This window comes from Billgrantia gudaonensis, from assembly GCF_900100195.1.
Lineage (GTDB): Bacteria > Pseudomonadota > Gammaproteobacteria > Pseudomonadales > Halomonadaceae > Halomonas > Halomonas gudaonensis.
Map to the genome: position 1 here is coordinate 124,873 of NZ_FNES01000003.1, position 24,730 is coordinate 149,602.

Sequence of the window (24,730 nt, forward strand, 5' to 3'; positions counted from 1 at the left end):
GGCGCGGACGGTCTGCTCCGCGCCGACGATGTCGTTCAGGGGGGTATCGTTCGTTGTGTCATCCCTGGCGGTGGCGCCTCGGCACGCTCAGTGCATCACGGCAAGCTCGTTGTCGACCTCGGCCTGACCGCGCATGTCGACGCTCTCCGCCGCCACCGGCATGCCCGGAAAGAAGATCCGTTGAGCGCCTTTCACGACCACCCGAGCACCGGGCTCGAGGCCGGCGGTGACGACACGCAGTCCATCGACCCGGCGCCCCAGTTGCACGTCGCGACGCATGGCGCGTCCCTCATCGTCGACCACGTAGACGTACTTGCGGTCCTGATCGGTGAGCACCGCCTTTTCGTCGATCAGCAGAGAGTCCTCGGCATGCCCGGCAAGCAGCTGAACGCGGGCGTACATGCCGGGGGCGAAACGCCCCTCGCTGTTGTCGAGCACGGCGCGAGTCAGGATGGTGCCGGCCTCGGCATCGAGGTGGTTGTCGACGAAGTCGACCACGCCGCGATAGGGGAACCCCTCGTCCGTCGCCAGCCCCACCCGCACCGGAACGCCGCCATCGCGCAGGCTGGCCTGTCCATCGCTACGCATCATGGCGTCGTAGTGCAGGTAGGCCCGTTCGTCGCTGTGGAAATGCACGTGGACCCGGTCCAGGGCGACGATGCGAGTCAGCGGGGTGGCGTCGGACACCAGGTTGCCCGGGGTGACCAGCGCCCTGCCGGCCCGTCCGGCAATGGGGGCGCGCACCTCGGTGAACGCCATGTTGAGCCTGGCCGTCTCGGCGCTGGCTTGTGCGGCGAGGATATCGGCTGCGCTGGTGGCCGCCGCCGCCCGACGCTGGTCCAGCACCTCGCGGGAAATCGAACGGCTCTGGGCCAGTGCCTCGGCCCTGGCAGCCTCGCTGCGCGCCAACTCGGCGTGCGCACGGGCCCTTTGAAGCTCGGCCTCGGCACGGTCGAGTTCAGCACGATAGAGACGCGGATCGATCGTGAACAGCACGTCCCCCTTCTCGACCTCCTGGCCCTCGGTATAGTTGACGCTCTCGATGTAACCCGAGACGCGCGGGCGTAGATCCACCGTCTCCACCGCCTCGATGCGGCCGGTGAAGGCATCCCACAGCTCGATGTCTTCGACCAGCACCTGGGCCACGCTGACCTCGGGCGGCGGACTTTGCTGAGCGCCTTCTTCCTGCGCATCATCCGCCAGGCTGTCGCAACCCGTCACGACCAGGAGTCCGGCGACCATGGCGGTGACCATGAAGCATCGTCGACTCCCTGCATTCACGAACATCTCGTGGACGTTCATCGCTTCCCTCTCCCATAAGGCTCCATCGCCGTTTGTCGTATCGGTACGGCACCCGGCAGACATCGTTCTCGATTGACTTGGCTTGCGACCGGAATCGGCCCTTGCCCGACATCCTTCATGTCGTTCGGTGGCGTCGTGATTCGACATCGGCAAACGTTCCCGAATGGCACCTTAGTCAGTGGGCGCGCATTTGATTAGTCCGCTCGACAGGGAAATACTGTCCCAATGGCGGGACAGTCTTCATGCAGCCGTTCTCGTCTGGACTCGACACTCCCCTGACGCTGCAGGACACAGACATGCTGCAGGATCTCAATGACGCTCTGATCTTCGCCAAAGTCGTGGAGCAGGGCAGTTTCATCGCCGCAGCCAAGCAGCTGCGTCTCTCCAAGACCACCGTCAGTCGCAAGGTGCAGGCACTCGAACGGCGACTGGGTTCTCGGCTGCTGCATCGTACGACGCTTCGCCTCAGCCTGACCGAGGCCGGTTCCGTCTACTTCGATTACTGCAACCGCATCGCTCACGACATTCGCGAGGCGGAGAGCGCCGTCCAGCGGCTCGAGGACACCCCGCGTGGCTGGCTGCGGATCACCGCCCCTTTCACCATGTGCACCGAATTCACCGCGGCGCTGGTGCGGGACTTTCGCGAACTCTACCCCGAGGTAAAAATCGATCTGGTGCTCTCCAACGAGCGCCTCGATCTGGTCGCACAGCAGATCGACGTGGCGCTCAGAGTCGGCCCCCTGCCCGATTCCACGCTGGTGGCACGCCCCCTGGCTCGCTACCGCTCCTTCGTCTACGCCAGCGAGGGCTACATCGCGCGTCATGGCGAGCCTCGGGAGCCGGCCGACCTGGCTCATCTCCCGACCCTGGCCAAACACACCGATCGACGCGGCCAGCATCACGTCTGGACGCTGCGCAACGGTGCCCAACGCCAGGAGGTCGAGATCGACCCGATCGCCATCGCCAACGACCCCTTCGTGCTACGCGGACTGCTGATCGATGGCTCGGGGCTGATGCTGGCCAGCGAGATCGTCGCCTGCCTGGGGCCCGAGGAGCAGCGATTGCGCCGCGTCCTCGAGGGGTGGGAGGGACCGGAAGTGGAACTGCACGCCGTTTTTCCGGTCGGCACGCTCGTCCCCCCCAAGGTGCGCACCTTCGTCGACTTCGTGGTGGAGCGCGTCCGTCTCGAGAGCCTGTCGTCGCCCGACGCCTGGCCCCCGACCCAGCCACGGGCGGCCACCCACGAACCCCTGGACGCCCCCGCCTGACAGCCCTAGGTGGCCGCCTCGCTCGCGACCGTCTCGCCATCGACATCCACGCCGATGAAACCGCCGGACTGGCGGCGCCACAGGGCGGCATAGAGGCCGTCGCGAGCCAGCAGTTCATGGTGGGAGCCGCTCTCGACGATGCGCCCCTCGTCGATCACCACCAGGCGGTCGAGCATGGCGATGGTGGAGAGCCGGTGGGCGATGGCGATCACCGTCTTGCCCTCCATCAGCGCGTAGAGCTGTTCCTGTATCGCCGCCTCCACTTCGGAGTCGAGCGCCGAGGTGGCCTCGTCGAGCACCAGGATGGGGGCATTCTTGAGCAGCACCCGGGCGATGGCGATGCGCTGGCGCTGGCCGCCGGAAAGTTTCACCCCGCGCTCGCCCACGTGGGCGTCCAGGCCGCGGCGGCCCTGGAGGTCCACCAGGTCGTCGATGAACGCATCGGCATGAGCCCGGCGCACCGCTTCTCGGATCTGCTCCTCACTGGCCTCGGGACTGCCATAACGGATGTTGTCGCGCACCGAGCGGTGCAGCAGCGAGGTGTCCTGGGTGACCATGCCGATATGGCGGCGCAGCGACTCCTGGGTCACGTCGGCGACGTCCTGTCCGTCGATCAGGATGCGCCCGCCTTCCAGGTCGTAGAAACGCAGCAGCAGGTTGGCGAGCGTCGACTTGCCGGCCCCGGAGCGGCCGATCAGCCCCACCTTCTCGCCGGGTGCGATGGTCAGATCCAGGCCGTCGAAGACGCGGTTCGCCTCGCCGTCGGGGCGCTCGTAGCCGAAGCGCAGCGCCTCGAAACGGATCTCGCCATGCGGTACCGTCAGTGCCGTGGCATCGGGGGCATCCTTGACCGCCGGCTCCCGGGCGATGGTGTTGATGCCGTCCTGCACCGTGCCGATGTTCTCGAACAGCCCGGCCACTTCCCAGAGAATCCAGTTGGACATGAAGCGAATGCGCATCACCAGGGCGATGGCCACGGCGATGACGCCCAGCGACACCGCCTCCAGATACCAGGCGCCGATGGCCATGGCCGCTATGCCGGCCAGCAGCAGCGAATTGAGCAGGGTCAGGCTCACGGTAAGGCCGGTGGCCAGGCGCATCTGGCGGTGCACGGTGGACATGAAGCCCTCCATGGCATCGCGGGCGTAGGCCTGTTCGCGACGGGTGTCGGCGAACAGCTTGATGGTCTGGATGTTGCTGTAGCTGTCGACGATGCGCCCGGTCATCACCGCCCGGGCATCGGCCTGAGCCATGGACACCGCTCGCAGGCGCGGCACGAAATACCGCATGATCGCCACGTAGCCCACGAGCCATACCACCAGCGGCAGCATCAGCCAGGGCTCGGCCTGGCCCATCAGCAGCATGGCCCCGGCGAAGTAGACGAACACGTAGACCAGCAGGTCCATCAGCTTCATCACCGTCTCGCGGATCGCCAGCGCCGTCTGCATCACCTTCTGGGAGACCCTTCCCGCGAACTCGTCCTGATAGAAGGCCAGGCTCTGGCCCAGCATGTGGCGGTGCGACAACCAACGACCGATCATCGGATAGTTGCCGAAGATGCTCTGGTGCGTCACCAGCGACTGCAGCAGAGTCACCAGCGGCAGGCCGATCACCACCAGTGCGGCCAGGCCGGCCAGGCGCCAGCCGTATTCGGCGAGGAAGCCCTCGCGTTCGGCAGCACCCAACCAGTCCACCAGTTCGCCCATGTAGCCGAAGAAGACCACCTCGGCAGCGGAAACCAGGCCGGTGAGCAGCGACATGACGATCAACAGCGGCAGCACCGGTCGCGAGAAGTGCAGGATGAAGGCGAACAGGCCCTTGGGCGGCGTTCCGCGTTGGTCCGCCGGATAGGGGTTCACCAGGTTTTCGAAGTAGCGAAACATGGCAGCAGTCCGATTGCGTTCAGGGTTGCGGGCACCACTTGCCCGATATCGACTGGCAGGTTAAAACCTCAAGTTAAGTCGAGGTCAAGGAGAGCGAGATGTCCGTTTCACTTCAGCGTGAACTCAGTGTCGGCGAGGTCGCCCAGCGCAGCGGCCTGGCGGTATCGGCCATCCACTTCTACGAGGCCAAGGGGCTGATCGCGAGCCGCCGCAACGCCGGCAACCAGCGCCGCTTCTCCCGCGAGGTGTTGCGCCGCCTGGCGATCATCAAGGTCGCCCAACGCACCGGCATCTCGCTGGACGAAATCCATGAGGCCTTCGCCACCCTCCCCGAGCATCGCGCCCCCAATGCCGACGACTGGCGACGCCTCTCGGCAGGCTGGCGGGAGACCCTGGACGAGCGCATCCGTTGCCTCACCCAACTGCGCGACCAGCTCGACCACTGCATCGGCTGCGGTTGTCTATCGCTCGCGGAGTGCCCGCTGCGCAACCCCGGGGACGAACTGGGCGACCAGGGCTGCGGCGCCCGCTTGCTCGAGCCGGCAACGAGCCAGGGAACCCCTTGATCGGCGGCTCCTGCAGTTGGCGAATCGTCGAGCCAGAACGGTCCGCCTCTCCAGTATAGCCACGCTCACCTGTCATCCAGTCGGTCGCTATCGGCCAGCGCCTGGGCGATGCAGGCCATGAAGGCACGAATGCGTGCCACCCGCCGAAGGTCGGGATGGGTCAGCAGCCACAGCTCGGTCGTCAGTTCGGCAATCGGTTCGCCGACACGCATCAGCGCCGGTTCGGCGTCGGCGAGGTAACAGGGCAGCACGGCTCGGCCCAGGCCATCGCGCGCTGCCATCAACATGCCGAGCATGGTGTCGACGCGATAACGGCAGCTGGCGTCGGTTCCGTTGGCCTCCATCCAGGCGTCGAGCGCCGCATAGCCCAGGTGGCGATCCGGCCCTATCCAGGCATCGGCAGCCATATCGGCACGGGCATAGACCGCCTGGGCGATGCGCCCGACCGGACGCCCTACGAGATGCTCGGGCGGCGATGCAGAGGGCCGCACCGCCACGTCGGCGTCGCGCTGGGAGAGGTTGAACAGCTGGTTGGAGATCGCCACCTCGAGGCTGATATCGGGATGGGCGCGCTGGAAGTCGGCGAAGATCGGCGACAGCAGCCCCATCAGCAGCGTATCGGTGGTGGTCACGCGGATGCTGCCGGAAAGTCGCAGGTCTCGTCCCGCCACGCGACGCTCGGCGCCCAGCACCTCGACCGCCACTCGGGCTGCCGTTGCCGCCAGATCCTCTCCCGCCGGTGTGGGCGAGTAACCCATGCGGGAACGTTCGAACAGGGCCACGCCCAGGCGCCGTTCGATGGCGTTCAGCCGGCGGAACACCGTGGCATGGCTGGCAACCAGCCGTCGTCCGGCCCCCGATAGCGAGCCCGCCTCGGCGATGGCCTGCACCACGCGCAGGTCGTCCCAGTGCAGTGCCTGTTCATTCATGCAAGGCTCGTTATCGATATTGAGGAATTTCGATTCTTTCATGCACAGAATAGCGTGAAGACATGCACCGTACACGTCCCTACCGGAGACTCCCCATGCATGTCCTGATCGTGTTCTGCCACCCCGAGCCGCACTCCTTCAACGGCGCCCTCAAGGACGTCGCCATCGACACCCTGCAGCGTCAGGGCCATGGCGTCGAAGTCTCGGACCTCTATGCCGAGAACTTCGACCCGGTGGAGGGGCCGGCGCACTATGCCGAGCGGATCGAGCCCGACACTTTCTTTCCGCTCACCGAGCAGCGACACGCCTTCGAGAGCGCTGCCCTGCCCGACGACGTGCAGCGCGAGATCGAGCGGCTGGAGCGCGCCGATCTGGTGATCCTGCAGTTCCCGCTGTGGTGGCACGCCCAGCCGGCCATGCTCAAGGGGTGGTTCGACCGGGTGTTCGTCTACGGCGGGCTCTATTCAGGCCGGATGCGTTACGACTGCGGGCGGTTTCCCGACAAGCGGGCGATGCTCTCGGTGACCGCCGGCGCGCCGGCGTCGACCTTCACTCGGCACGGGCGCAGCGGCCATATCGTGGCGCTGCTATGGCCGATCCACTATTCGCTCTACTACCTCGGCGTGAAGGTGTTGCCGCCGCAGATCAGCTACGGCGTGCAGGGCGGCGGGCTCAGCTACGAGGCGGAAACGGCGTTTCGCCAACGCCTGGAAGAGGAGAAGACCGCCTGGGCACGACGGCTGGAAGGTCTCGACACTGAGGCGCCGATTCCCTTCGCCGGTTGGGACGACTGGGACGAGCAGGGCATGCTGAAGGCGGGGCACCCCGAAAACTGGCGGCTGTAGGCGCCCCGGGCCGTGTCACTGGGCCAGACGCTCCACCAACGGCTGTATGGAGACATCACCGTGTGGCAGGCAAACCGACACTCTTCCCAAACGAGCCGCTTGACGGCATAGCCGCCGGGCTCAACGCTCCCGCTGTGACTCCTGCCACTCCTCGGCAGCCTCTTCTACGCCGGGCTCATCGCCGCGGTCACGGGCTCCCTGACGATAGGCCTCTTCCTCGCGTACGTCGTCGATCACGGTCATCAGCTCGTCCACGTCCACGGTGCTGGTATCGTGCTCGAAGCAACCGGTCAGCTGACTTTCCGGGTGCAGCTCACCGGCCTCGTATAACGCCCAGATCTCCTTGCCGTAATCGGTGGCCAACAGCTCGGGGGCAAAACGACCGAAGTAGCGGCGCATGTTGTCCACGTCGCGCTCGAACATCATCTCGGCACTGTTGTTGCCGGCAGCGTCCACCGCTTGGGGCAGATCGATGATCACCGGTCCGTCGGCGGCCAGCAGCACGTTGAACTCGGAAAGGTCGCCATGGATCAGGCCCGCGCACAGCATCTTCACCACGTCGCGAACGATCTTTTCGTAGTACTCACGAGCCTCCTCGACGCTCAGGGTGACGTCGTCCAGGCGCGGTGCGGTCAGGCCCTCGGCATCGCTGATCATCTCCATCAGCAGCACACCGTCGATGAATCCGTAGGGCTGCGGCACCCGCACATCCGCCGCCGCCAGCCGGTAAAGGGCATCGACCTCGGCGTTGAGCCAGGCCTGCTCCTGCTCCTTCTGACCGTAGCGGGTCTTCTTGGCCATGGCCCGTGAGCGGCGGCTGTTGCGCTCGCGGCGCCCCTCCTGGTACTGCACCGCCTGCTTGAAGCTACGCTGCTTCGCCTCCTTGAAGACCTTGGCGCAGCGCAGCTCGTCGCCCGAACGCACCACATAGACCTGCGCTTCCTTGCCGCTCATCAACTGGGCCTCGACCTGGTCGATCAGGCCGTCATCGAGTAGCGGCTGCAATCGCTTGGGTACCTTCACCTTTCCCCCTTTCCGTTTCCCTGCACAGCCAATCAGCGGCTGATGCGCCGGGCGCGAAACGAGCGCCCCTTGAGTTTGCCCGTTTCGAGCTGGGCGAGCGCCGTCTTGGCCACCTCGCGATCGACGGCCACGTAGGCACTGCGCTCCAACACCTTGATCTTGCCGACCCGGGCACCGTCGATGCCGCCATCGCCGGTCAGGGCACCGAGAATGTCGCCGGGGCGAACCTTCTGCTTCTTGCCGCCGTCGAGCTGCAGCGTCGTCATGTCCGGTTCGAAGGGCGCTCGTGCCAGCACGTCGTGCGCCGGCAATGGCGCCTCCTCGAGGGGCTCGCCGAGGAACTCGGCCAACCGCTCGAGCCGATAGGTCTCCTGCTCGGCGACCAGGGTGCAAGCCATGCCCGAGCTGCCGGCACGTCCGGTACGCCCGATGCGATGCACGTGCACCTCGAGGTCACGGGCGATTCGGTAGTTGAACACGGCGTCCAGCGCCTCGATGTCCAGCCCACGCGCCGCCACGTCGGTCGCTACCAGGATGGAGGCACTGCGGTTGGCGAACAGTACCAGGGTCCGGTCGCGGTCGCGCTGCTCCAGGTCGCCGTGCAGTGCCAAGGCACTGAAGCCCGCTTCGCAGAGGGCGGCGGCGACCTCTCGGGTCTCGCGCCGGGTATTGCAGAACACCACGCTGGAACGCGGCCGATGGTGCAGCAACAACAGGCGCAGCGCGATGAACCGCTGCGTTTCGTCCGCCACGCGGTAGACGCGCTGGCGAATGGTGGTCTCGTCATGGGTCTCGGCCACCGCCACTTCGGCCGGGTCCTGCATCATCCGCTCGGCAATGGGTCGGATGGCATCGGTATAGGTCGCGCTGAACAGCCAGGTCCGACGGCTGGGCGGGGTCTCGGCGACGATCGCCTCCATCGCGGCCTGAAAGCCCATGCCGAGCATGCGGTCGGCTTCATCGAGCACCAGGGTATCGAGCGACGACAGGTCGAGCCGGCCCTTGCGCAGGTGCTCCTCCACCCGCCCCGGGGTTCCCACCACCACATGCGCACCATGGGCCAGCGAGGCGAGCTGCGGCCCCAAGGGAGCCCCACCGCACAGGGTCAGCACCTTGACGTTGGGCAGGCTGCGCGCCAGCCGACGGATCTCGCCGGCCACCTGATCGGCCAACTCTCGCGTGGGGCAGAGCACCAGACCCTGAACGCGGAAGCGCGTGACGGCGAGACGCGACAGCATTCCCAGCCCGAAGGCCGCGGTCTTGCCCGAGCCGGTCTTCGCTCGGGCCAGCACGTCTCGGCCCGCCAGCATCGGCGGCAGGCTCTGGGCCTGGATCGGCGTCATGGCGTGGAAGCCGAGCGAATCGAGATTGGCCAGCAGTTCCGGCGCCAGCGGCAACGAGACGAAGGCCCCGGCGTGAGGTGATTCGGACACGAAAATGAACCTGTAAGGAATTGAGGCGATTGCCCGGGCGGGCCAGCGAGCCGAGGCGGGTTGCCAAGAGACGGGCGCCGAGGGAAAAGGAGGCGAGCAAAATAGCAGAAAGTGGCAGGCGATGTCGCACTATCCATGCGCCGGCAACGGCCCGCCAGCGCACCCGGAGTCAGGGAAGGTCCGCGGGATGACGCCGACGCTCCCGCGGAACGCCCCGGCACCGCGGCCGGGGAAGCGGACGGGATTACCAGGTCAGACAGATCTTGCCGAAGTGCCGTCCGGATTCCTGGTGACGAAAGGCCTCGGCAATCTCCTCGAGCCCGAAGGTCGAATCGATCACCGGCTTCATGCCATCCGCCTCGATGGCGCGAATCATCTCCAGCTGGTGGCGACGGCTGCCGACGATCAACCCCTGCAGGCGCGCCTGCTTGGCCATCAGCTTGGCCGTGGGAATCTCTCCCTCGCGACCGGTGAGCACGCCGATCAGCGAAATGTGCCCGCCGATGCGTACCGCATCGATGGATTCCGGCAGAGTGCCAGGGCCACCCACCTCGACCACGTGGTCGACGCCCTCGCCGCCGGTCAACGACTTCACCGTCTTGCCCCACCGGGGGTCGTCGCGATAGTTGATGGTGTGCTCGGCACCCATCTTGCGCAGCCGGTCCAGCTTGTCATCCGACGAGGAAGTGGCGATCACCCGCGCCCCCATCAGCCGCGCGAACTGCAGGGCGAAGATCGATACCCCGCCGGTGCCCAGCACCAGTACCGTATCGCCGGCCTTGAGGCCGCCGTCCACCACCAGCGCCCGCCAGGCGGTCAGCCCCGCCGTGGTCAGCGTGGCCGACTCGATATGGGAATAGCCGGCGGGTTGGCGGGTGAACCAGTGTGCCGGGCGCACGACCCGTTCGCGAGCGTAGCCGTCGACACCGTCGCCCGGGGTGGTGGCGAAGTTGCCGAGCCGTGCCGGCCCCTCCAGCCAGGGCGGAAAGAAGGTGGAGACCACGGCATCGCCCACGGCGAACTCCTCGACGCCCTCGCCCACGGCCTCGACCACGCCGGCCCCATCGGACATGGGAATGCGCCCATCCTCGACGGGTATCATCCCCGCCACTACGCCGTAGTCGTGGAAGTTGAGCGAACTGGCGTGCAGGCGCACGCGCAGCTCGCCGGGGCCGGGCTCACCCGGCGCTTCGGTCTCCTGCACCTGCAGCTTGTCGAGGCCGCCTGGGGCCTTCAGGGTCACGACCTTCATGGAATCTCCTCCGTGCAATCGTCGCTGGATGAACCGAGCCATCCTGACATTCCTGGCGACCCTAAGCCATGTCACGCCATTTCATGCAGTTGCCAGTCGTTGTCGGTCAGCGCTTCGCCGCCACCTGGCGTGACGCGTACGGTATCGCTAAGCCCGATACCCCATTCGCCCGGCCGGCGCAGACACAGCGGCAGATGGAAGACCATGTTCTCTTCGAACTCGCGCGCCTGCCCGCGGGCGATGAAGCCGCTACCCTCCACCCAACTGGGCGGGAACTGCGCCCCCACCGCATAGCCGAACACGCCGGAGAAGAACAGCTCCTCGGCCTGCGGCGCGAGCACCGCTTCGGCGGCGCGGGCGGCGGCATCGAAGGTATTGCCGGGGCGCATCTGCTCGCACAGGGTATCGAAGAGAGAACGACACAGATCGCGCACCCCTTGCATCTCGGCACTCGCCCGGCCGGCCACGGCGGTGCGCATCATGGGTGCCGTGTAGCGTTGGAAGGCCGAACCGAACTCCAGGAACACCGGCTCGTCCTCGCCGATCAGGGTGCGCTTGTGGTTGACGTGGATGGTGCCGATGCGCGCCCCGGTGGTGACGATGGGCTGCAGGCTCATGAACTCGCTGCCTGCCGCCAGCAGGGCCCGGGCGCCCTCCGCGGCCACCTCGTTGTCGGTGATGCCGGGGCGGATCGCCGCCACGGCGGCATCGAGCCCCACCGCGGTGAGGCGTGCGCTTTCGCGCAGGCAGTCGAGCTCGGCCGGCGTCTTGACGATGCGGATGCCATCCAGCAGCTCGCCGCCATCGTCGCGGAAACGCCCGGCGCCGAGACGCGCCTGCAGTTCGCGGATCACCCCGAAGCGCAGCCCGGCGCCGTAGAGATCGACGCCGATGGTGCGATAGGGCGCGAGCGCCTCGGCCAGCGGGTCGATCACCTCCTCGATGCCCTCCCAGCGATAGCCGATGATCTCGTCCACCGTAGCGGTAACCACCGCCGGCCCCGTCTCGATGGAAGGCACCTGCAGCACCAGCCGGTCGGCGGTGACGACCAGGGCGGTGTACACCGAGACCTCGAAGGTGTGGTAGCCGGTCAGGTAGAAGATGTCCGCCGGGTCGGTGAGCAGCAGCGCCTCGAGCCCCGCCGTGCCCATGGACCGGCGTACCCGCTCGCGGCGCATGGCGAACTCGGCAGGCGGGAACGGCAGCTCGCTACCGGCGAGACGGTCGGCGAGGACGTGGCGGTAGGCATGGTGATCCATGGCGCCTCCAGGCAAGTGAGTGACTAACGGCAGTGTAGTCATGGCGGTGATCGGCCACGGCACGAAATAGTCCTGTTCGCTCCCCGTCCGGTTTCGTAGAATCCGCCTCGTGTATCGACGCCACAGGACAATGCAATGGGCAGGGCCTTCCAGAACCGCAAGGAATCCATGGCCAAGACGGCCGCCGCCAAGACCAAGGTGTACAGCAAGTACGGTCGCGAGATCTACGTCTGCGCCAAGCAGGGCGGCACCGACCCCGCCGGTAACCTGGCGCTGCGCGGGCTGATCGAACGCGCCAAGAAGGATCAGGTGCCGAGCCACGTGATCGACAAGGCCATCGACAAGGCCAACGGCGTGGGCGGCGAAGACTTCTCGCCAGCGCGCTACGAGGGATTCGGGCCGGGCAGTTGCATGGTCATCGTCGACTGCCTGACCGACAACCCCAACCGTACCTTCGGCGACGTCCGCGCCTGTTTCAACAAGGCCAAGAGCAAGCTCGGCACGCCGGGCAGCGTCAGTCACCTCTTCGACCACTGCGCCATCCTCGCCTACCCCGGCGAGGATGAAGAAACCGCGCTGGAAGCGTTGATGGAGAGCGACGTCGACGTCACCGACATCGAGAACGAGGATGGCCGCATCACCGTCTTCGCTCCGCACACCGAGTATGCCAAGGCCAAGCAGGCGCTGCTGGATGCCTTCGGCGAGCTCGAGTTCGAGGTCGACGAAATCCAGTTCGTGCCGCAGACCGTGACCCCGGTCGAGGGCGACGACGTGGCGCTGTTCGAGAAACTGATCGACTCTCTCGAAGACCTCGACGACGTGCAGCGCGTCTTCCACAACGCCGAGCTGCCCGAGTCCGCCGAATAAGGACGGTTCAGCGGGCGCGCCCGATCCGCAGCACCAGCAGGCAGGGGGTGAGCAGCAGCGTCAGGCCGGTGGCGAAGGTCAGCCCGCCGGCGATGGCGCTGGAGAGCTGCGTCCACCACTGGGTGGACGGCGCACCGAAGCCCAGGCTGGGCTCGAGCAGGTTGACGTTGACGCCGAACACCATCGGCATCAAGCCCAGCACCGTGGTCACGGCGGTGAGCAGCACCGGGCGCAGGCGCAGCCCGCCGGCTTCCAGCGCCGCTTCGCGTGGGGGAAGCCCCTCGTCGCGAAGCTGGTTGTAGGTATCGATCAACACGATGTTGTTGTTCACCACGATCCCCGCCAGGGCGATGATGCCCATGCCCACCATGACGATGCCGAAGGGCTGGCCGTTGAGCAGCAGCCCCAACAGCACCCCTGCCGTTGAGAGGACGATGGCCGAAAGCACCAGCGCCGCCTGATAGAGGCTGTTGAACTGGGTCACCAGTATCAGGGCCATCAGCCCGACGGCGACGAGGAAGGCCGTCATCAGGAAGTTTGCGGCCTCCTGCTGCTCTTCCTGCTCGCCGGCCACCCCGACCGTGACGCCCTCGGGTGCCGACCCCGCGGCCTCGAGCAGTGCCGTGAGCCGCTCTCCAGCCTGGTAGCCCGTAGCGACATCGGCCGATAGCGTGATGGCACGGCGCCCATCGATGCGCTGCAGGGTACCCACCTTGGGCGCCGGCTCGAGTTCGGCGAAATGTCCGATCGGCACCTGGCCACGTGCGGTGTTGAGGGTCAGCCGGCCCAACTGGTCCAACGAGCGCCACCGTTCGGGCAGGCGCACGCGGATGTCCACCTCGTCGCGGGCACGCTCCGGTCGATAGCTCGCCACCTGCAGCCCGGTGGTGACCAGCTGCACGGCATTGCCCACCGCCGCCACGTCGGCCCCCATGCGCGCCGCCGCCTCGCGGTCGACGTTGAGCCGCCACTCCACGCCGGGCAGACTGCGGTTGTCCTCGATATCGCGAAAGCCCCCGAGTCGCTCCATCTCGGCGCGCAGGGCATCGACGGCGGCCAGGATCCGGGCCTCGTCCTCGCCGCTCACCTCGAGCTGGATCGGCTTGCCCGGCCCCGGGCCCATCTCCTGTTCGCGAAACTCCAGTACCACCCCCGGCAGGTCCGCCGTGCGCTCCGCCATCTCCTCCATGATCCGGTTTGCCGGACGGCGCCGCTGCCAGTCGATGAGCTGGAACTGCACGGTGCCGATGACATCGTTGCCGAGCTGTTCGTTGGGCGTGGCGTAGGAGCGCGCGTAGAGCGCCTCGACTTCGCTCATCCCGGCCAGCCGCGACTCCACCCGCCGCACCACGGCATCCTTCTCGACCGCCGAGAAGTCGCCACGAGCGCGCACCAGCACCTGGGCCGTTTCCGGCTCGACCTCGGGAAAGAACTCCACGCCGTGGTTGAAGCGCGCATAGCCGGTGTAGATCACCGCCATCAGCAGCAATGACAGCATGAGCGTCAGCCACGGGTGGTTCAGCAATCGCGCAAGCAGCGACCGGTACAGACGCCCGCCGCCGGTGATCAGCGCTTGGGAACTGACCGGCTCCGCCACGCGCCGGGTGAGCAGCCCGCCCAGCGTCGGCAGGAAGATCAGCGCCATGGCCAGTGAGGCGAGCAGGCAGAGAATCACCGTGGCCGGCAGATACTTCATGAATTCGCCCACCACCCCCGGCCAGAACAGCAACGGCACGAACACCGCCAGCGTGGTGGCGGTGGAGGCGATCACCGGCCAACTCATGCGGTGGGCGGCGTTGATCCAGGCCAAGCGCGGTGCCTGACCTTCGCGCAGGTGGCGGTCGGCCAGTTCGCTGACCACGATGGCCCCGTCCACCAGCAGCCCGGCGACCAGGATCAGCGCGAAGAGCACCACGATGTTCAGGGTATAACCGATGGCCCAGATCAGCAGGATGCCGGTGAGAAAGGCACCGGGAATGGTCAGCCCCACCATGAGCGCGGCACGCACGCCCATCGCCGCGAGAATCACCACCAGCACCAGCACCACGGCAGCGATCACGTTGTTGAGCAGTTCGGAGAGCATCTGTTCCACCATGTCGGACTGATCCATGATGGTGGTCACGTCGAGCCCCTCGGGCAGCCGCTCGCCGGCCGCTTCGAGGACGTCGCGCACGCCCTCCACGGTGGCGATCAGGTTGGCGCCGGCACGTTTGGAAATCTCCAGCACCAGAGCGGGATCGCCATCGATGCGCGCGAAGCCCTCGGGATCCTTGAAGGTCGGGCGGATCCAGCCCACGTCGCCGAAGGTGACCACGCGGTCGCCGTCGACCTTGACCGGCATGTCGAACACGTCGGTGAGCGACTCGATCACCCCCGGCACCTTGACCGGCGCGCGGCCGGCGCCGGTATCCAGGCTACCCGCCGCCACCAGGCGGTTGTTGCGCGTCACCAGGTCGAAAAGCTCTGCGAAATCGACGCCGTAGCTCTCCAGCACGACGGGGTCGACCACCACTTCGAGCAGTTCCTCGCGCTCGCCGCCGATCTCCACCTCCAGCACCTCGGGGATGCTTTCGATGGCATCCTGGAGGCGGCGCGCCACGGCCAGACGCTCGGCTTCCTCCAGCGGGCCGGAGAGCCCCAGCGACAGCACCGGAAAGAGTCCCACGTTGACCTCTATCACCCGAGGCTCCTCGGCCTCCTCGGGCAGTTCGGCATTGGCGATGTCGACCTTCTCGCGCACATCGGCGAGCGCCTGGCGCGCATCGAAGCCGGCATCGAACTCCAGGGTCACCGAGGCGTGGCCCTGGCTGGACTGGGAGGTCATCTTGCGCACTCCCTCGATGGTGCGCAGCTCCTGCTCCATGGGACGCACCAGCAGCCGCTCGCCATCCTCGGGGCTCACGCCTTCCAACGCCAGCGACACGTAGATCATGGGGATGGGAACGTCGGGATTGGCCTCCTTGGGGACCACCTGCCAGGCAGCAATGCCGGCGATCAGCAGCGCCATCATCAGCAGCAGCGTGGTACGCGAGCGATCCAGCGCGGCCTCGATCAGGGTGCGCATGCTCAATTCGCTCCTTCACCGCCGTCGGCCACGCTCTCGGCGGCCACGGCCTCGACCCGTTCGCCCGCCGCGACGAAGCCGCCACCCAGGGTGATCAGGCGTACCCGCTCGGGCAGCCCGGCGACGCGCGCCGTATCGGTATCGGCATCCACCAGGGTGACGGGCGAAACCGCCACGCGGTCGCCATCGAGATGCTTCACGGCGAGCTGCCCGGCATCGTCGAGCACCAGCAGGGCCGACGACAGGGTATGCACCCGACGCGCCTCGCGGGTGATCGACAAGGTGGCACTGCCGCCGGCCAGGCGTCGCCGCTCGGCGTTGTCCAGGGTCGCCTCGAGGTAGAAGGTTCGCGTGGTCGGATCGGCCCGACGCGATACATGCGTCAGCTCGCCGCTCAGCCGCGAACCGTCGAGCAGCTGCGCTTCCACCGCCAGCCCCGGCTCGAGGCCCAGCACCTCGCGCTGGGCCACCCAGGCGCTCGCCGTCAGTTGCCGGTCGTCCACCAGCCGCCCGAAGGTCTCGCCCACCTGCAACACCTCGCCGCGCTCGACGTCGAGGCGGTCGAGCACGCCGGCAAAGGGCGCCTGCGGGCGCGTCTGATCGAGCGCCTCGCGCAGCTCGGCCACCTCGGCCGCCGCCGCACTGACCCCGGCCTGCAACCGCAGCAGTTCGAGCCGCGAGCTCAGTTCGCGACGCTGCAACTCCTCGGCACCGGCCAGTTCGGCGCGGGCCCGGGCGAGCTCGTCTTCGGCCCGCGCCAGCTGCGCCTCGAGGGCGTCCGGCGCCAGACGCAGCAGCACCTCTCCTGCGTCCACTCGCTCTCCCAGCGCCACCGGCAGCTCGGCCACGCGCCCTGCCCGACGGGTGCGCAGTTCGAGCTCGCGAACCGGCTCGAGCTGGCCCTGGGCCACCAACTGCGGCGTGTAGGTCTCGGCCCGGCTGTCACGATACTCCACTCGCGTGGGAGCCGAATGCTCGCTGTCGGCCGGCGGCGGGGCGCTCTGGAAGCGCTGCAGATCGCCGAAGGCGAGCCATAGCAGCAGCCCAACCAGCAGCGCGGCAGCCAGCAGGTAGGAAGAGGGGGGACGACGTGGCATGGACGCTTCCTTGTCGGTGCCCGAAAGGGCGATGCGCTCGTCAGTGTATCGGGCGATGGCCGTGCTCGGCGACCCTGGCCGAGCCTATCTCAGCGTAGACCGGGCAGCACGATCGTTCGCGACGATATCGTACTCGTTCCCTGGATCGGCGCGCTCCAGCACGACGCGGTTGCGCCCCGCTCGCTTGCCGCGATACAGCGCCTGGTCGGCGCGATCGAGCAGCGACGCGGTGCTCTCCCCAGGCACGTGGCTGGCCACGCCCAGCGTCGCGGTCAGGATCACGTCGTCGCCGCTCTCCAGGCGCAGCGGGCGACTGGCCAGCTCGAGGCGCAGCCGTTCGGCGATATCCAGTGCCTGCGCGGCGTCGCGCCCCGGCAGGACCAGCACGAACTCCTCGCCCCCGTAGCGGCACACCGTATCCTCGTCGCGCACCGCATCGCGCATCACCTTTGCCAGGTGCTGCAGGGCGCGGTCGCCTTCCAGATGCCCCCAGCGGTCGTTGAAGGCCTTGAACCGGTCGAGATCGAGCATCACCAGACTGAGCGGCTTGCCATCGGTCACCGCCGCCTTGGCCGCGACCGCCAGATACTCATCCAGGTAGCGGCGATTGCTGAGGCCGGTGAGCCCATCGGTGTAGCTCATGCCGTGCAGCCGGGCCTGTTCGTCGAGCAGGCTCTGGCGCTCGCGCCGCAGCAGGCTGATGCGGTCAGCCAGCGCCAGCGAAAGCAAGGTCACCTCGATGGCCGAGCCGAGCTGGAAACCGTAATAGGTCAGGAAGTGATGCGGCAACCAGCCGTAGGTGGCCAGGATGAAGACCGCCGCTCCCAGCACCAGCGCCCCCCACGCCAGCAGCAGCCAGCGCGCCGGCCGGAAGCGGCGACACAGTGCGCGGATGGCGGACACCAGGAACAGCCCCATCACGGCGGTGCCGAACAGCGAGAAAAAGATCAGCGTCGGGTGCCCGGGGTGAGTCCAGGCCAGGGCAATGCCGATCGCCGCGAACCAGCCCACGGCGCGCAGGCAGCGACCCAAGAACGGATCTTCGCGCGGCATCAGCAAGAAGCGACGGCAGAACTGCAAGGCACTGGTGGCGCCCACCGCCAGGGCCGTGAACATCAGTGCCTCGTTGGTGGCGATGGACAGCGACGGCCACACTTCGTGCAGCAGGCCCTTCTGGCCGATGAAGTAGCCGGCGATTCCCAGCACGAAGCCGAGGTACCAGAAATAGCTGGAATCGCGCAGGCTGAGCAGCAGCACGCTGTTGTAGAGCGCCAGCCCCAGTACCAGCCCCAGATAGAGCCCCTGCCCCAGCGTGAAGGCGCGCCAATCCCGCTCCAGGACTTCCGGGGTCTGCAGGTGCAGCCCGAAGCGCAGCGACTGGGTGGAATCGATCTTGAGCAGGTAGGTGCCGAGCGTCTCCACCGGGAAGATCGGCCGCCAGGCCGGCTGCGGCTCGCCGATCAGGGGCTGCATGACATGCCTGGCCACCGGCTGCCAGGCAGCCGCGCCATCCGGCCGGTGGCGGTAGAGAACGACGTCGTGCAGCAGCGGGTTGTCGAGGTGCAGGAACCGCGGGCCATCCAGCGCCGGCAGAGTGATCGCCAGCCAGACCGGCTCTCCGACGATGCCCAGGCTGTAGCGCTCATCGACCGGCAGCGCACGACCCGGCAAGGCCGAGGGGTCCGTCACGGGCGGAGAGGCACCGGCATGTTCCAGCAACCGCAGGCTCATCGGCGCCTCGCCGCGGGCCAGCGCCGCCGACCCGGACAGCATCAGCCCGCACACCAGCAGCGCAAGGACACGAAGTCCCCGCCGCCAGCGCACCACTGGTCCGATACCACCCTGTACCATGCCCCAGCCCCATCGATTGGCGATTGGTCACCCCTACCAAAGCGCCTAGTTTGCCTGGCTTCGATCGTGGGGCAAAGTCGGATGAGCCGGGGCAGCGCCCTATTCGACGGTGATGGTGATCGCCTCGGAGGCCACCGGGGGATCGAAGCTCACATGGCGTTCGTCCATGAACAGCAGCTGCAGGCGGTGCTCACCGGGTTCCAGCTCTACGTCGGCCTGCGTCTGGCCGCCGCCGAAATGGCGGTGATGGTCGTCCGCGGGCAGCGGCGCATCGAGGTCGACCTCGTCCAGGGTCGTGTCCACCAGCAGGTGGTGATGGCCCGTGCCCTCGGCCTGGGTGCCCGCGGGCGCCACCCCCATACCCTCGAGCCCCATGCGTACCGTCACCGGGCTCGACAGCGTCGCTCCGTCTTCCGGCGAAATGAAATAGACCTCGGCGTCGGCGGCGGCTTCCCGGCGCTCCATCTCTGCCATGGCGGGCATGGCGAACAGAAGAGCCCCCGCCACCACGGCCAGACGGCTTGCATTCAGCGTGTTCATGGCGATACCTCCCTCGCGCGAGTGATGCGTCGTCTCCCGGCGGCAGCCGTTTGCGCCCCGGCGAGCGTGGGCCGGCGCGAACCGGCCACCACTCCAGTGTAGAAGCCCCGGCAAGCATTGCCGCGGTGCGCGCGAGAAACGTCACCGTGACCTCACGAGGACGAGGCGGGAGACGTCGAGACATGGCCCTCGAGCACCTCGCGGATCTCCTCGATCTCGAGGGTCTCGCGCGATTCGAGAGCTTCGGCAAGCGCATCGAGCGCCTCGCGGTGCTTCTCGAGCAGCGCTCGTCCGTGGCTCTCGAGTCCGGAGAGCAGCTCGCGCACCTCCTCGTCGACCAGGCCCGCCAGGGCCTCGCTGTAGTCCCGCGGCTGGGCCATCTCGCGGCCGAGGAAGACGTGCTCCTGACTGTGGGAGGCCATCACCGGGCCGATACGGCGGTTCATGCCCCAGCGCCCCACCATGTTGCGCGCCAGCTTGGTCGCCTGTTCGAGATCGTTCTCGGCGCCGCTCGACACCTCACCGAAGACGATCGACTCGGCCAGCCGCCCGCCGTACATCACGGTGATGCGGTCGCGCAGGTAGGACTCGCTGAAGTTGACGCGATCTTCGTCGGGCACCTGGGCGGTCACCCCGAGGGCACGGCCGCGCGGCAGCACGGTGACCTTCTCCAAGGGGTCGGCATTGGGCAGCAGGTAAGCGAGCAGGGCGTGACCCGATTCGTGATAGGCGACGACGTGACGCTCGCGCTCGGAGAGTCCCACATCCTTGGCCTCGCCGAGCAGCAGCCGGTCGCGCGCGTCGGAGAAGCACGCCCAGTCGACCTGCTGCTGGCCGCGCCGCCCGGCGAGCAGCGCCGCCTCGTTGGCCAGGTTGGCGAGATCCGCCCCGGAAAAGCCGGTGGTGATCTCGGCCAGGCGCATCAGGTCGACGTCGTCGGCCAGCGGCATGTCGCGGGTGTGCACGGCGAGGATGTCGCGGCGAGCCTGGCGGTGGGGGTTCTCCAGCGTCACCTTGCGGTCGAAGCGCCCCGGGCGCAGCAGCGCCGGGTCGAGCACGTCGGGGCGGTTGGTGGCAGCCAGCACCACCACCGACTCGTGTTCCTCGAAGCCGTCCATCTCGGCGAGTATCTGGTTCAGCGTCTGTTCGCGCTCGTCGTGACCGCCGCCCATGCCGGTACCGCGGGCCCGGCCGATGGAATCGATCTCGTCGATGAACACCACCGCAGGCGCCTGTTCCTTGGCCTGCTTGAAGAGGTCGCGCACCCGCGATGCGCCCACCCCGACGAACATCTCGATGAATTCCGAGCCGCTGATGCTGAAGAAGGGCACGTCGGCCTCGCCGGCCACCGCCTTGGCCATCAGCGTCTTGCCGGTGCCCGGCGGTCCCATCATCAGCACGCCACGGGGAATCTTCGCCCCCAGGGCGCGGAAGCGTTCCGGCTCCTTGAGGAAATCGACCACCTCGGTGACCTCGCGCTTGGCGTTCTCGGAACCGGCCACGTCGGTGAGCCGCGTCCGGCTCTGCTGGCTGGTGATCTGACGCGCCTGGGACTTGCCCATGCCCAGCGGCCCACCGCCCGACATCATGCGCTGCTGCATGCGGTTCCAGAACCAGAACAGCAGGCCGAGCATGAGGATCCAGGGCAGCGCCCCGATCAGCACGCGCTGCCACCAAGGCGGGTCCACCGGCTCGGCGACGATCTCGATACCGTGACTTTCCAGGCGCTCCAGCAGCCGCTCACCCTCGACGTCGGGGCGCGTGGTCGTGAACGTCTCGACCTCACCGTCGTCGTGCGCCTCACGGCCCTCCTCGTTGAAGCGCCCCTCCACCGACTGGCCGCGCAGAGTGACCGACTCGATCTGCTCGGCATCCACCGCCTGCAGGAACTGGGAATAAGTGAGTTCCGCCTGCACGTCGCGGTCGGCGGCGTCGAGGTAGTGGAAGATCAGCAGGATACCTACCGCGAACCACAAGAAGAGCAGGAACTGCCGCTGCGGCGACTCGCCGGAAGGCTTTTGCCACTTGTCGGGAGACGGCGACCCGCCCGATTGGCGAGACGCAGAGGAGGATGACTGCCTGGATTCGGATCTCGTCATGTTGGGAGCGCTTTGGGACATGTTCCACTGAACATGATGTTACCCGCTCGGCATTGCAAGGCCACCCATGCCCAGGGCACGGCTGCCGAGTCAATGCGACGCAGCGGCTGGCCCCGGCAGCCCTTCATGCCACGGGCGGCTGGACGGCCAGCTGCACGGCGATGGCGGCCATCATCACGCCGATGACGCCATCGATGGCTCGCCAGGCCAATGGCCGCGACAGCCAGGGCGACAGCGCCGCACCGCCCCAGGCCAGCAGGGAGAACCAGGTCACCGAGGCACTGGCGGCCCCCGCCAGAAACAGCCCCGCACTCTCCTGCTGGGCTCCCACGGAAGGAATCAGCAGCAGGGTGTCGAGGTAGACCTGGGGGTTGAGTATCGTCACCGCCAGCGTGGCGAGCAGCACCTGGCGGCGAGTACGCCCATCGCTGGCGGCGGCATCGAGCCCGACGCGCCCCTGCACGGCACGGTACAGCGCCTGTCCCGCCAGCCAAGCGAGAAAGATCACCCCCAGCCAGCGCAGCACGTTCATGGCCTCGGGCGCCGTCAGCAGCAAGGCACCGACCCCGAACATGCCCGCCGACAGCAGCAGCACGTCGCTGCTCATGCACAGTCCGGCCGACCACCAGTGATGCTGCCGGCGCACTGCCTGGCCCAGTACGTAGGCGTTTTGCGCGCCAATGGCGACGATGATGCCGCCACTGACGAGAAATCCGGTGACGAAGCTTTCTAGCATGCGCCTGACTCCCGATTGCCGGGGTGAATCACCGCCGGGTGCGAACGAAGGAAGCCAGCCTAGCGCGAAGCCGATATACTGAAAAATCATTCTCCTAATGCTGCATCAGTTTTACTTATGCTCGACTACAAGCTCTTGGAAGCGCTGGCCACGGTCATGGAGTGCGGCGGCTTCGAGCGTGCCGGAGAAGCCCTGGGCCTGTCGCAATCGGCCGTATCCCAGCGCATCAGGGCGCTGGAGATTCGCCTCGGACAGCCGGTGCTGGTTCGTCACCCGACCCTGGCTCCGACGCCGGCGGGCCAGCGCCTGCTCAACCACCTGCAGCAGGTACGGCTGCTCGAGCGCGATCTGTCTACCGCCCTGCCCACGCTGGAAACCGCGTCGCCTCGGCTGCGCATCGCGCTCAACGCCGACAGCCTCGTCACCTGGTGGGCAACCGCCATCGGCGACTACTGCCGCCAGGCCGGGGCGCTCCTCGATCTGGTGATCGAGGATCAGGACGTGGGCCTCAAGCGGCTGCGCGACGGCGACGTCGCAGCCTGCCTGTGCGCCAACCCCCAGCCGATTGCCGGGGCCCGCTGCATCCCCCTGGGGCGGATGACTTACCTGCCACTGGCCACGCCGGACTACATCGACCGTCACTTCCCCGATGGCCCGGGCGAAGCGGCGTTCCGCCACGCACCGGCGATCATCTACGGCCCCCATGACCAGTTGCAGCACCGTTTCCTGGCCCGCTGCGGCTACCACGGCCCCTTTCCCTACCACCTGTGCCCCTCCTCGGAAGGCTTCTTGCGCCTGGCCCGCGCCGGGCTGGGCTACGGCATGATTCCCCGCATGCAGGTGGAAGAGCGGCTAGCAACGGGAGAGCTGGCCAGCGTCGCCCCGGGGGAGGTTCTCGAGGTACCGCTCTACTGGCACTTCTGGCGTCACAGCGGCAGCCTGCTGGCCGGGCTCACGACACAATTGGAGGCGGTGGAACTGAGCTGATGCCGGTAGCGTCTACACTGCCCACAGTTCCCGTATCGGAGAGGTCCATGCTCCCGGAACCCCGCCGCTTGACGCGTCGCCGACTGCTCGGCGGGCTCGCCGCACTGGCCGCCGCCTCGGCGCTGCCGCCGCTGGGCACCCGCGCAGCGCACGCCGAGATCGCCTCTCGCCAGCTGCCCGCCGGCAACCTACGCCTGCCGCTGGTGGGGCTGGGCAGTTGGATCACCTTCAACGTCGGCGACGACCCGCAGCTGCTCGAGGCGTGCACCGCCGTCATGCGAGCTTTCTTCGAGGGAGGCGGACGACTCATCGACTCCTCGCCGATGTACGGTTCGTCGCAGGCCACCATCGGCCACGCCCTCGCCGAGCTCGATGCCGTCGGGCCGGTCTACGCCGCCGACAAGGTGTGGACCTCGAACCCCGACGAAGGCCCCGGCCAGATCGAGGCGTCGCGGCGCCACTGGGGGGTGCCGCGCTTCGAGCTGCTGCAGGTGCACAACCTGGTGGCCTGGGAGGCGCACCTGGAGACCCTGCTGGCCATGCGCGAGGCCGGCGAGGTTCGCCACGTGGGCATCACCACCTCTCACGGTCGGCGCCACGAGGCCATCGAACGCATCATGCGCGAGGCGCCGATCGACTTCGTGCAGCTCACCTACAACATCGTCGACCGCGAGGCCGAACGCCGCCTGCTGCCGCTGGCCCGCGAGCGCGGCATCGGCGTGATCGCCAACCGCCCCTTCCAGCAGAAGCGGCTGATTCGCCGCCTGGAGGACAAGCCGCTACCCGACTGGGTGGCCGAGACCGGGGCAAACAACTGGGCACAGTTCATCCTCAAGTTCATCGTCTCTCACCCGGACGTGACCTGCGCCATTCCCGCTACCACCCGGGTCGACCACGTGCGCGAAAACCTCGCTGCCGCCCGCGAGCCGTTGCCGGATGCCGCTCTGCGCCGGCGCATGGCCGACTACGTGGCCACGCTATGAGGGCGCCATGAGCGAGTGGTTGAGCTATCGGCCTCAGGACTTCCTGATGTTCTCGCCACGGGTCTACGAACGCCTCTTCGTGCTGCACAACGAAGCGCTGTGGCCCGCTCCCCTGCTTGCCCTGGCCCTGGGCGCGGCGCTGCTGCTGGCGCTCGCCTTCCCGCGGCCGGTGAGGATTCGTGCGGGGCTCGTCCTGCTCGCCGCGGCCTGGGCGTTCGTCGCCTGGGCCTTCCTGTGGCAGCGCTACGCGCCCATCAACTGGGGCATTCGCTACGTAGTGCCGCTGTTCGCGCTGGAAGCGCTGCTGCTGCTCGGTCTCGGCCTGAGGCGGGGCGGGCTGGCGCTGCCCACCGGCTGGCCCCTTCCCCGCGGGCTGGGGATGGCGCTGGTCGCCTATGCCGTCTTCCTGCACCCCCTGACCGCACCGGCGCTCGGCCGCGGGCTGGCCGGTGCCGAAGTGATCGGTCTGGCTCCGGACCCGCTGGCCATGGCCACGCTGGGCATGGCAGCCATGATTCGCCCGACATGGCAGGGCTGGGCCCTGCTGGTCATTCCCGCCCTGTGGTGCCTGGCCAGCGCCCTCACCCTGCACCTTCTCGACAGCCCCGGCGCCTGGCTGCCACTGCTGGCCGTGCTGCTCGCCGGCGTGGCGCGATTCTGGCCACGCCGGACGTCGGCCTGACCTCGCGACCCACCCTGTCGTGAGCCCGTCGGATCGAGGTCTCGTCAGGAAGGGGCATGCCCTG

General features: G+C 67.7%; 20 protein-coding genes. 7 read left to right on the top strand and 13 right to left on the bottom strand.

Annotated elements, in window-relative coordinates; translation table 11 throughout:
- Nucleotides 1-87 precede the first annotated feature (87 nt).
- On the bottom strand, nt 88-1,287 hold the full coding sequence (locus BLP96_RS04575) for an efflux RND transporter periplasmic adaptor subunit (protein ID WP_422666803.1): 1,200 nt from the start codon (nt 1,285-1,287) through the stop codon (nt 88-90).
- A gap of 311 nt (nt 1,288-1,598) precedes the next feature.
- On the opposite strand from BLP96_RS04575, the gene BLP96_RS04580 reads away from it, so the two are divergent.
- Nucleotides 1,599-2,570, top strand: coding sequence for a LysR family transcriptional regulator (locus BLP96_RS04580; RefSeq protein ID WP_089683595.1), 972 nt, complete (start codon nt 1,599-1,601; stop codon nt 2,568-2,570).
- 5 nt (nt 2,571-2,575) lie between these two features.
- On the opposite strand, the gene BLP96_RS04585 is transcribed toward BLP96_RS04580, so the two are convergent.
- Complete coding sequence (locus tag BLP96_RS04585; RefSeq protein ID WP_089683597.1) at nt 2,576-4,453, bottom strand: ABC transporter ATP-binding protein; 1,878 nt, start codon at nt 4,451-4,453, stop codon at nt 2,576-2,578.
- Nucleotides 4,454-4,551: 98 nt separating this feature from the next.
- On the opposite strand from BLP96_RS04585, the gene soxR reads away from it, so the two are divergent.
- Nucleotides 4,552-5,019 carry a redox-sensitive transcriptional activator SoxR gene (gene soxR / locus BLP96_RS04590; protein WP_089683599.1) on the top strand — a complete coding sequence of 156 codons (468 nt, stop codon included), beginning with the start codon at nt 4,552-4,554 and terminating at the stop codon, nt 5,017-5,019.
- Between the two features lie 65 nt (nt 5,020-5,084).
- Here the strand turns inward: soxR and BLP96_RS04595 are convergent, their stop codons facing one another.
- Nucleotides 5,085-5,948 carry a LysR family transcriptional regulator gene (locus BLP96_RS04595; protein WP_089683601.1) on the bottom strand — a complete coding sequence of 288 codons (864 nt, stop codon included), beginning with the start codon at nt 5,946-5,948 and terminating at the stop codon, nt 5,085-5,087.
- A 95-nt stretch (nt 5,949-6,043) separates the two neighbouring features.
- Here BLP96_RS04595 and BLP96_RS04600 point away from each other — a divergent pair, with 95 nt between their 5' ends.
- Nucleotides 6,044-6,793 carry an NAD(P)H-dependent oxidoreductase gene (locus tag BLP96_RS04600; protein WP_089683603.1) on the top strand — a complete coding sequence of 250 codons (750 nt, stop codon included), beginning with the start codon at nt 6,044-6,046 and terminating at the stop codon, nt 6,791-6,793.
- A gap of 120 nt (nt 6,794-6,913) precedes the next feature.
- On the opposite strand, the gene BLP96_RS04605 is transcribed toward BLP96_RS04600, so the two are convergent.
- The 4 genes from BLP96_RS04605 to BLP96_RS04620 form a co-directional block, all read right to left on the bottom strand.
- Nucleotides 6,914-7,816: a PA4780 family RIO1-like protein kinase gene (locus tag BLP96_RS04605; protein WP_089683605.1), complete on the bottom strand. Its 903-nt coding sequence runs from the start codon at nt 7,814-7,816 to the stop codon at nt 6,914-6,916.
- A 32-nt stretch (nt 7,817-7,848) separates the two neighbouring features.
- On the bottom strand, nt 7,849-9,249 hold the full coding sequence (dbpA, locus tag BLP96_RS04610) for an ATP-dependent RNA helicase DbpA (RefSeq protein ID WP_089683607.1): 1,401 nt from the start codon (nt 9,247-9,249) through the stop codon (nt 7,849-7,851).
- Nucleotides 9,250-9,493: 244 nt separating this feature from the next.
- On the bottom strand, nt 9,494-10,501 hold the full coding sequence (locus BLP96_RS04615; protein ID WP_089683609.1) for a zinc-dependent alcohol dehydrogenase family protein: 1,008 nt from the start codon (nt 10,499-10,501) through the stop codon (nt 9,494-9,496).
- Between the two features lie 71 nt (nt 10,502-10,572).
- The gene (locus BLP96_RS04620; RefSeq protein WP_089683612.1) at nt 10,573-11,760 is read right to left on the bottom strand and encodes a M24 family metallopeptidase; all 1,188 of its coding nucleotides are present in this window, start codon (nt 11,758-11,760) and stop codon (nt 10,573-10,575) included.
- A gap of 135 nt (nt 11,761-11,895) precedes the next feature.
- Between BLP96_RS04620 and BLP96_RS04625 the strand changes: the two genes are divergently transcribed.
- On the top strand, nt 11,896-12,627 hold the full coding sequence (locus tag BLP96_RS04625; RefSeq protein WP_089683614.1) for a YebC/PmpR family DNA-binding transcriptional regulator: 732 nt from the start codon (nt 11,896-11,898) through the stop codon (nt 12,625-12,627).
- Nucleotides 12,628-12,634: 7 nt separating this feature from the next.
- Here the strand turns inward: BLP96_RS04625 and BLP96_RS04630 are convergent, their stop codons facing one another.
- The 6 genes from BLP96_RS04630 to BLP96_RS04655 form a co-directional block, all read right to left on the bottom strand.
- A complete protein-coding gene (locus tag BLP96_RS04630) occupies nt 12,635-15,691 on the bottom strand; it encodes an efflux RND transporter permease subunit (RefSeq protein ID WP_089683616.1) in 3,057 nt (1,018 codons plus the stop codon).
- A 2-nt stretch (nt 15,692-15,693) separates the two neighbouring features.
- A complete protein-coding gene (locus BLP96_RS04635) occupies nt 15,694-16,788 on the bottom strand; it encodes an efflux RND transporter periplasmic adaptor subunit (protein WP_089683618.1) in 1,095 nt (364 codons plus the stop codon).
- A gap of 84 nt (nt 16,789-16,872) precedes the next feature.
- Complete coding sequence (locus tag BLP96_RS04640) at nt 16,873-18,561, bottom strand: GGDEF domain-containing protein (protein ID WP_176761460.1); 1,689 nt, start codon at nt 18,559-18,561, stop codon at nt 16,873-16,875.
- A 177-nt stretch (nt 18,562-18,738) separates the two neighbouring features.
- Nucleotides 18,739-19,179 carry a DUF4399 domain-containing protein gene (locus BLP96_RS04645; RefSeq protein ID WP_089683621.1) on the bottom strand — a complete coding sequence of 147 codons (441 nt, stop codon included), beginning with the start codon at nt 19,177-19,179 and terminating at the stop codon, nt 18,739-18,741.
- 152 nt (nt 19,180-19,331) lie between these two features.
- Entirely contained in the window at nt 19,332-21,278 is a 1,947-nt protein-coding gene (gene ftsH, locus BLP96_RS04650) for an ATP-dependent zinc metalloprotease FtsH (protein ID WP_218118579.1), read from the bottom strand.
- 124 nt (nt 21,279-21,402) lie between these two features.
- Nucleotides 21,403-22,014 (bottom strand): LysE/ArgO family amino acid transporter, encoded by a 612-nt coding sequence (locus BLP96_RS04655; protein WP_089683625.1) that lies wholly within the window; start codon nt 22,012-22,014, stop codon nt 21,403-21,405.
- A gap of 117 nt (nt 22,015-22,131) precedes the next feature.
- Between BLP96_RS04655 and BLP96_RS04660 the strand changes: the two genes are divergently transcribed.
- The 3 genes from BLP96_RS04660 to BLP96_RS04670 are packed head-to-tail and all read left to right on the top strand — an operon-like array spanning nt 22,132 to nt 24,666.
- On the top strand, nt 22,132-23,001 hold the full coding sequence (locus BLP96_RS04660; protein WP_089683627.1) for a LysR family transcriptional regulator ArgP: 870 nt from the start codon (nt 22,132-22,134) through the stop codon (nt 22,999-23,001).
- 47 nt (nt 23,002-23,048) lie between these two features.
- Complete coding sequence (locus BLP96_RS04665; protein ID WP_089683629.1) at nt 23,049-23,984, top strand: aldo/keto reductase; 936 nt, start codon at nt 23,049-23,051, stop codon at nt 23,982-23,984.
- 7 nt (nt 23,985-23,991) lie between these two features.
- The gene (locus tag BLP96_RS04670) at nt 23,992-24,666 is read left to right on the top strand and encodes a hypothetical protein (protein WP_089683631.1); all 675 of its coding nucleotides are present in this window, start codon (nt 23,992-23,994) and stop codon (nt 24,664-24,666) included.
- The last annotated feature ends 64 nt before the right edge of the window (nt 24,667-24,730 follow it).

Coding starts and splice junctions, on each gene's coding strand:
- BLP96_RS04660 (WP_089683627.1), top strand. CDS start 22,132: ATGCTCGACTACAAGCTCTTGGAAGCGCTGGCCACGGTCATGGAGTGC.
- BLP96_RS04595 (WP_089683601.1), bottom strand. CDS start 5,948: ATGAATGAACAGGCACTGCACTGGGACGACCTGCGCGTGGTGCAGGCC.
- BLP96_RS04620 (WP_089683612.1), bottom strand. CDS start 11,760: ATGGATCACCATGCCTACCGCCACGTCCTCGCCGACCGTCTCGCCGGT.
- BLP96_RS04615 (WP_089683609.1), bottom strand. CDS start 10,501: ATGAAGGTCGTGACCCTGAAGGCCCCAGGCGGCCTCGACAAGCTGCAG.
- BLP96_RS04580 (WP_089683595.1), top strand. CDS start 1,599: ATGCTGCAGGATCTCAATGACGCTCTGATCTTCGCCAAAGTCGTGGAG.
- BLP96_RS04670 (WP_089683631.1), top strand. CDS start 23,992: ATGAGCGAGTGGTTGAGCTATCGGCCTCAGGACTTCCTGATGTTCTCG.
- BLP96_RS04600 (WP_089683603.1), top strand. CDS start 6,044: ATGCATGTCCTGATCGTGTTCTGCCACCCCGAGCCGCACTCCTTCAAC.
- soxR (WP_089683599.1), top strand. CDS start 4,552: ATGTCCGTTTCACTTCAGCGTGAACTCAGTGTCGGCGAGGTCGCCCAG.
- BLP96_RS04585 (WP_089683597.1), bottom strand. CDS start 4,453: ATGTTTCGCTACTTCGAAAACCTGGTGAACCCCTATCCGGCGGACCAA.
- BLP96_RS04630 (WP_089683616.1), bottom strand. CDS start 15,691: ATGCGCACCCTGATCGAGGCCGCGCTGGATCGCTCGCGTACCACGCTG.
- BLP96_RS04640 (WP_176761460.1), bottom strand. CDS start 18,561: ATGCTGTCCGGGTCGGCGGCGCTGGCCCGCGGCGAGGCGCCGATGAGC.
- BLP96_RS04665 (WP_089683629.1), top strand. CDS start 23,049: ATGCTCCCGGAACCCCGCCGCTTGACGCGTCGCCGACTGCTCGGCGGG.
- ftsH (WP_218118579.1), bottom strand. CDS start 21,278: ATGACGAGATCCGAATCCAGGCAGTCATCCTCCTCTGCGTCTCGCCAA.
- BLP96_RS04645 (WP_089683621.1), bottom strand. CDS start 19,179: ATGAACACGCTGAATGCAAGCCGTCTGGCCGTGGTGGCGGGGGCTCTT.
- BLP96_RS04625 (WP_089683614.1), top strand. CDS start 11,896: ATGGGCAGGGCCTTCCAGAACCGCAAGGAATCCATGGCCAAGACGGCC.
- BLP96_RS04575 (WP_422666803.1), bottom strand. CDS start 1,287: ATGTTCGTGAATGCAGGGAGTCGACGATGCTTCATGGTCACCGCCATG.
- BLP96_RS04635 (WP_089683618.1), bottom strand. CDS start 16,788: ATGCCACGTCGTCCCCCCTCTTCCTACCTGCTGGCTGCCGCGCTGCTG.
- BLP96_RS04655 (WP_089683625.1), bottom strand. CDS start 22,014: ATGCTAGAAAGCTTCGTCACCGGATTTCTCGTCAGTGGCGGCATCATC.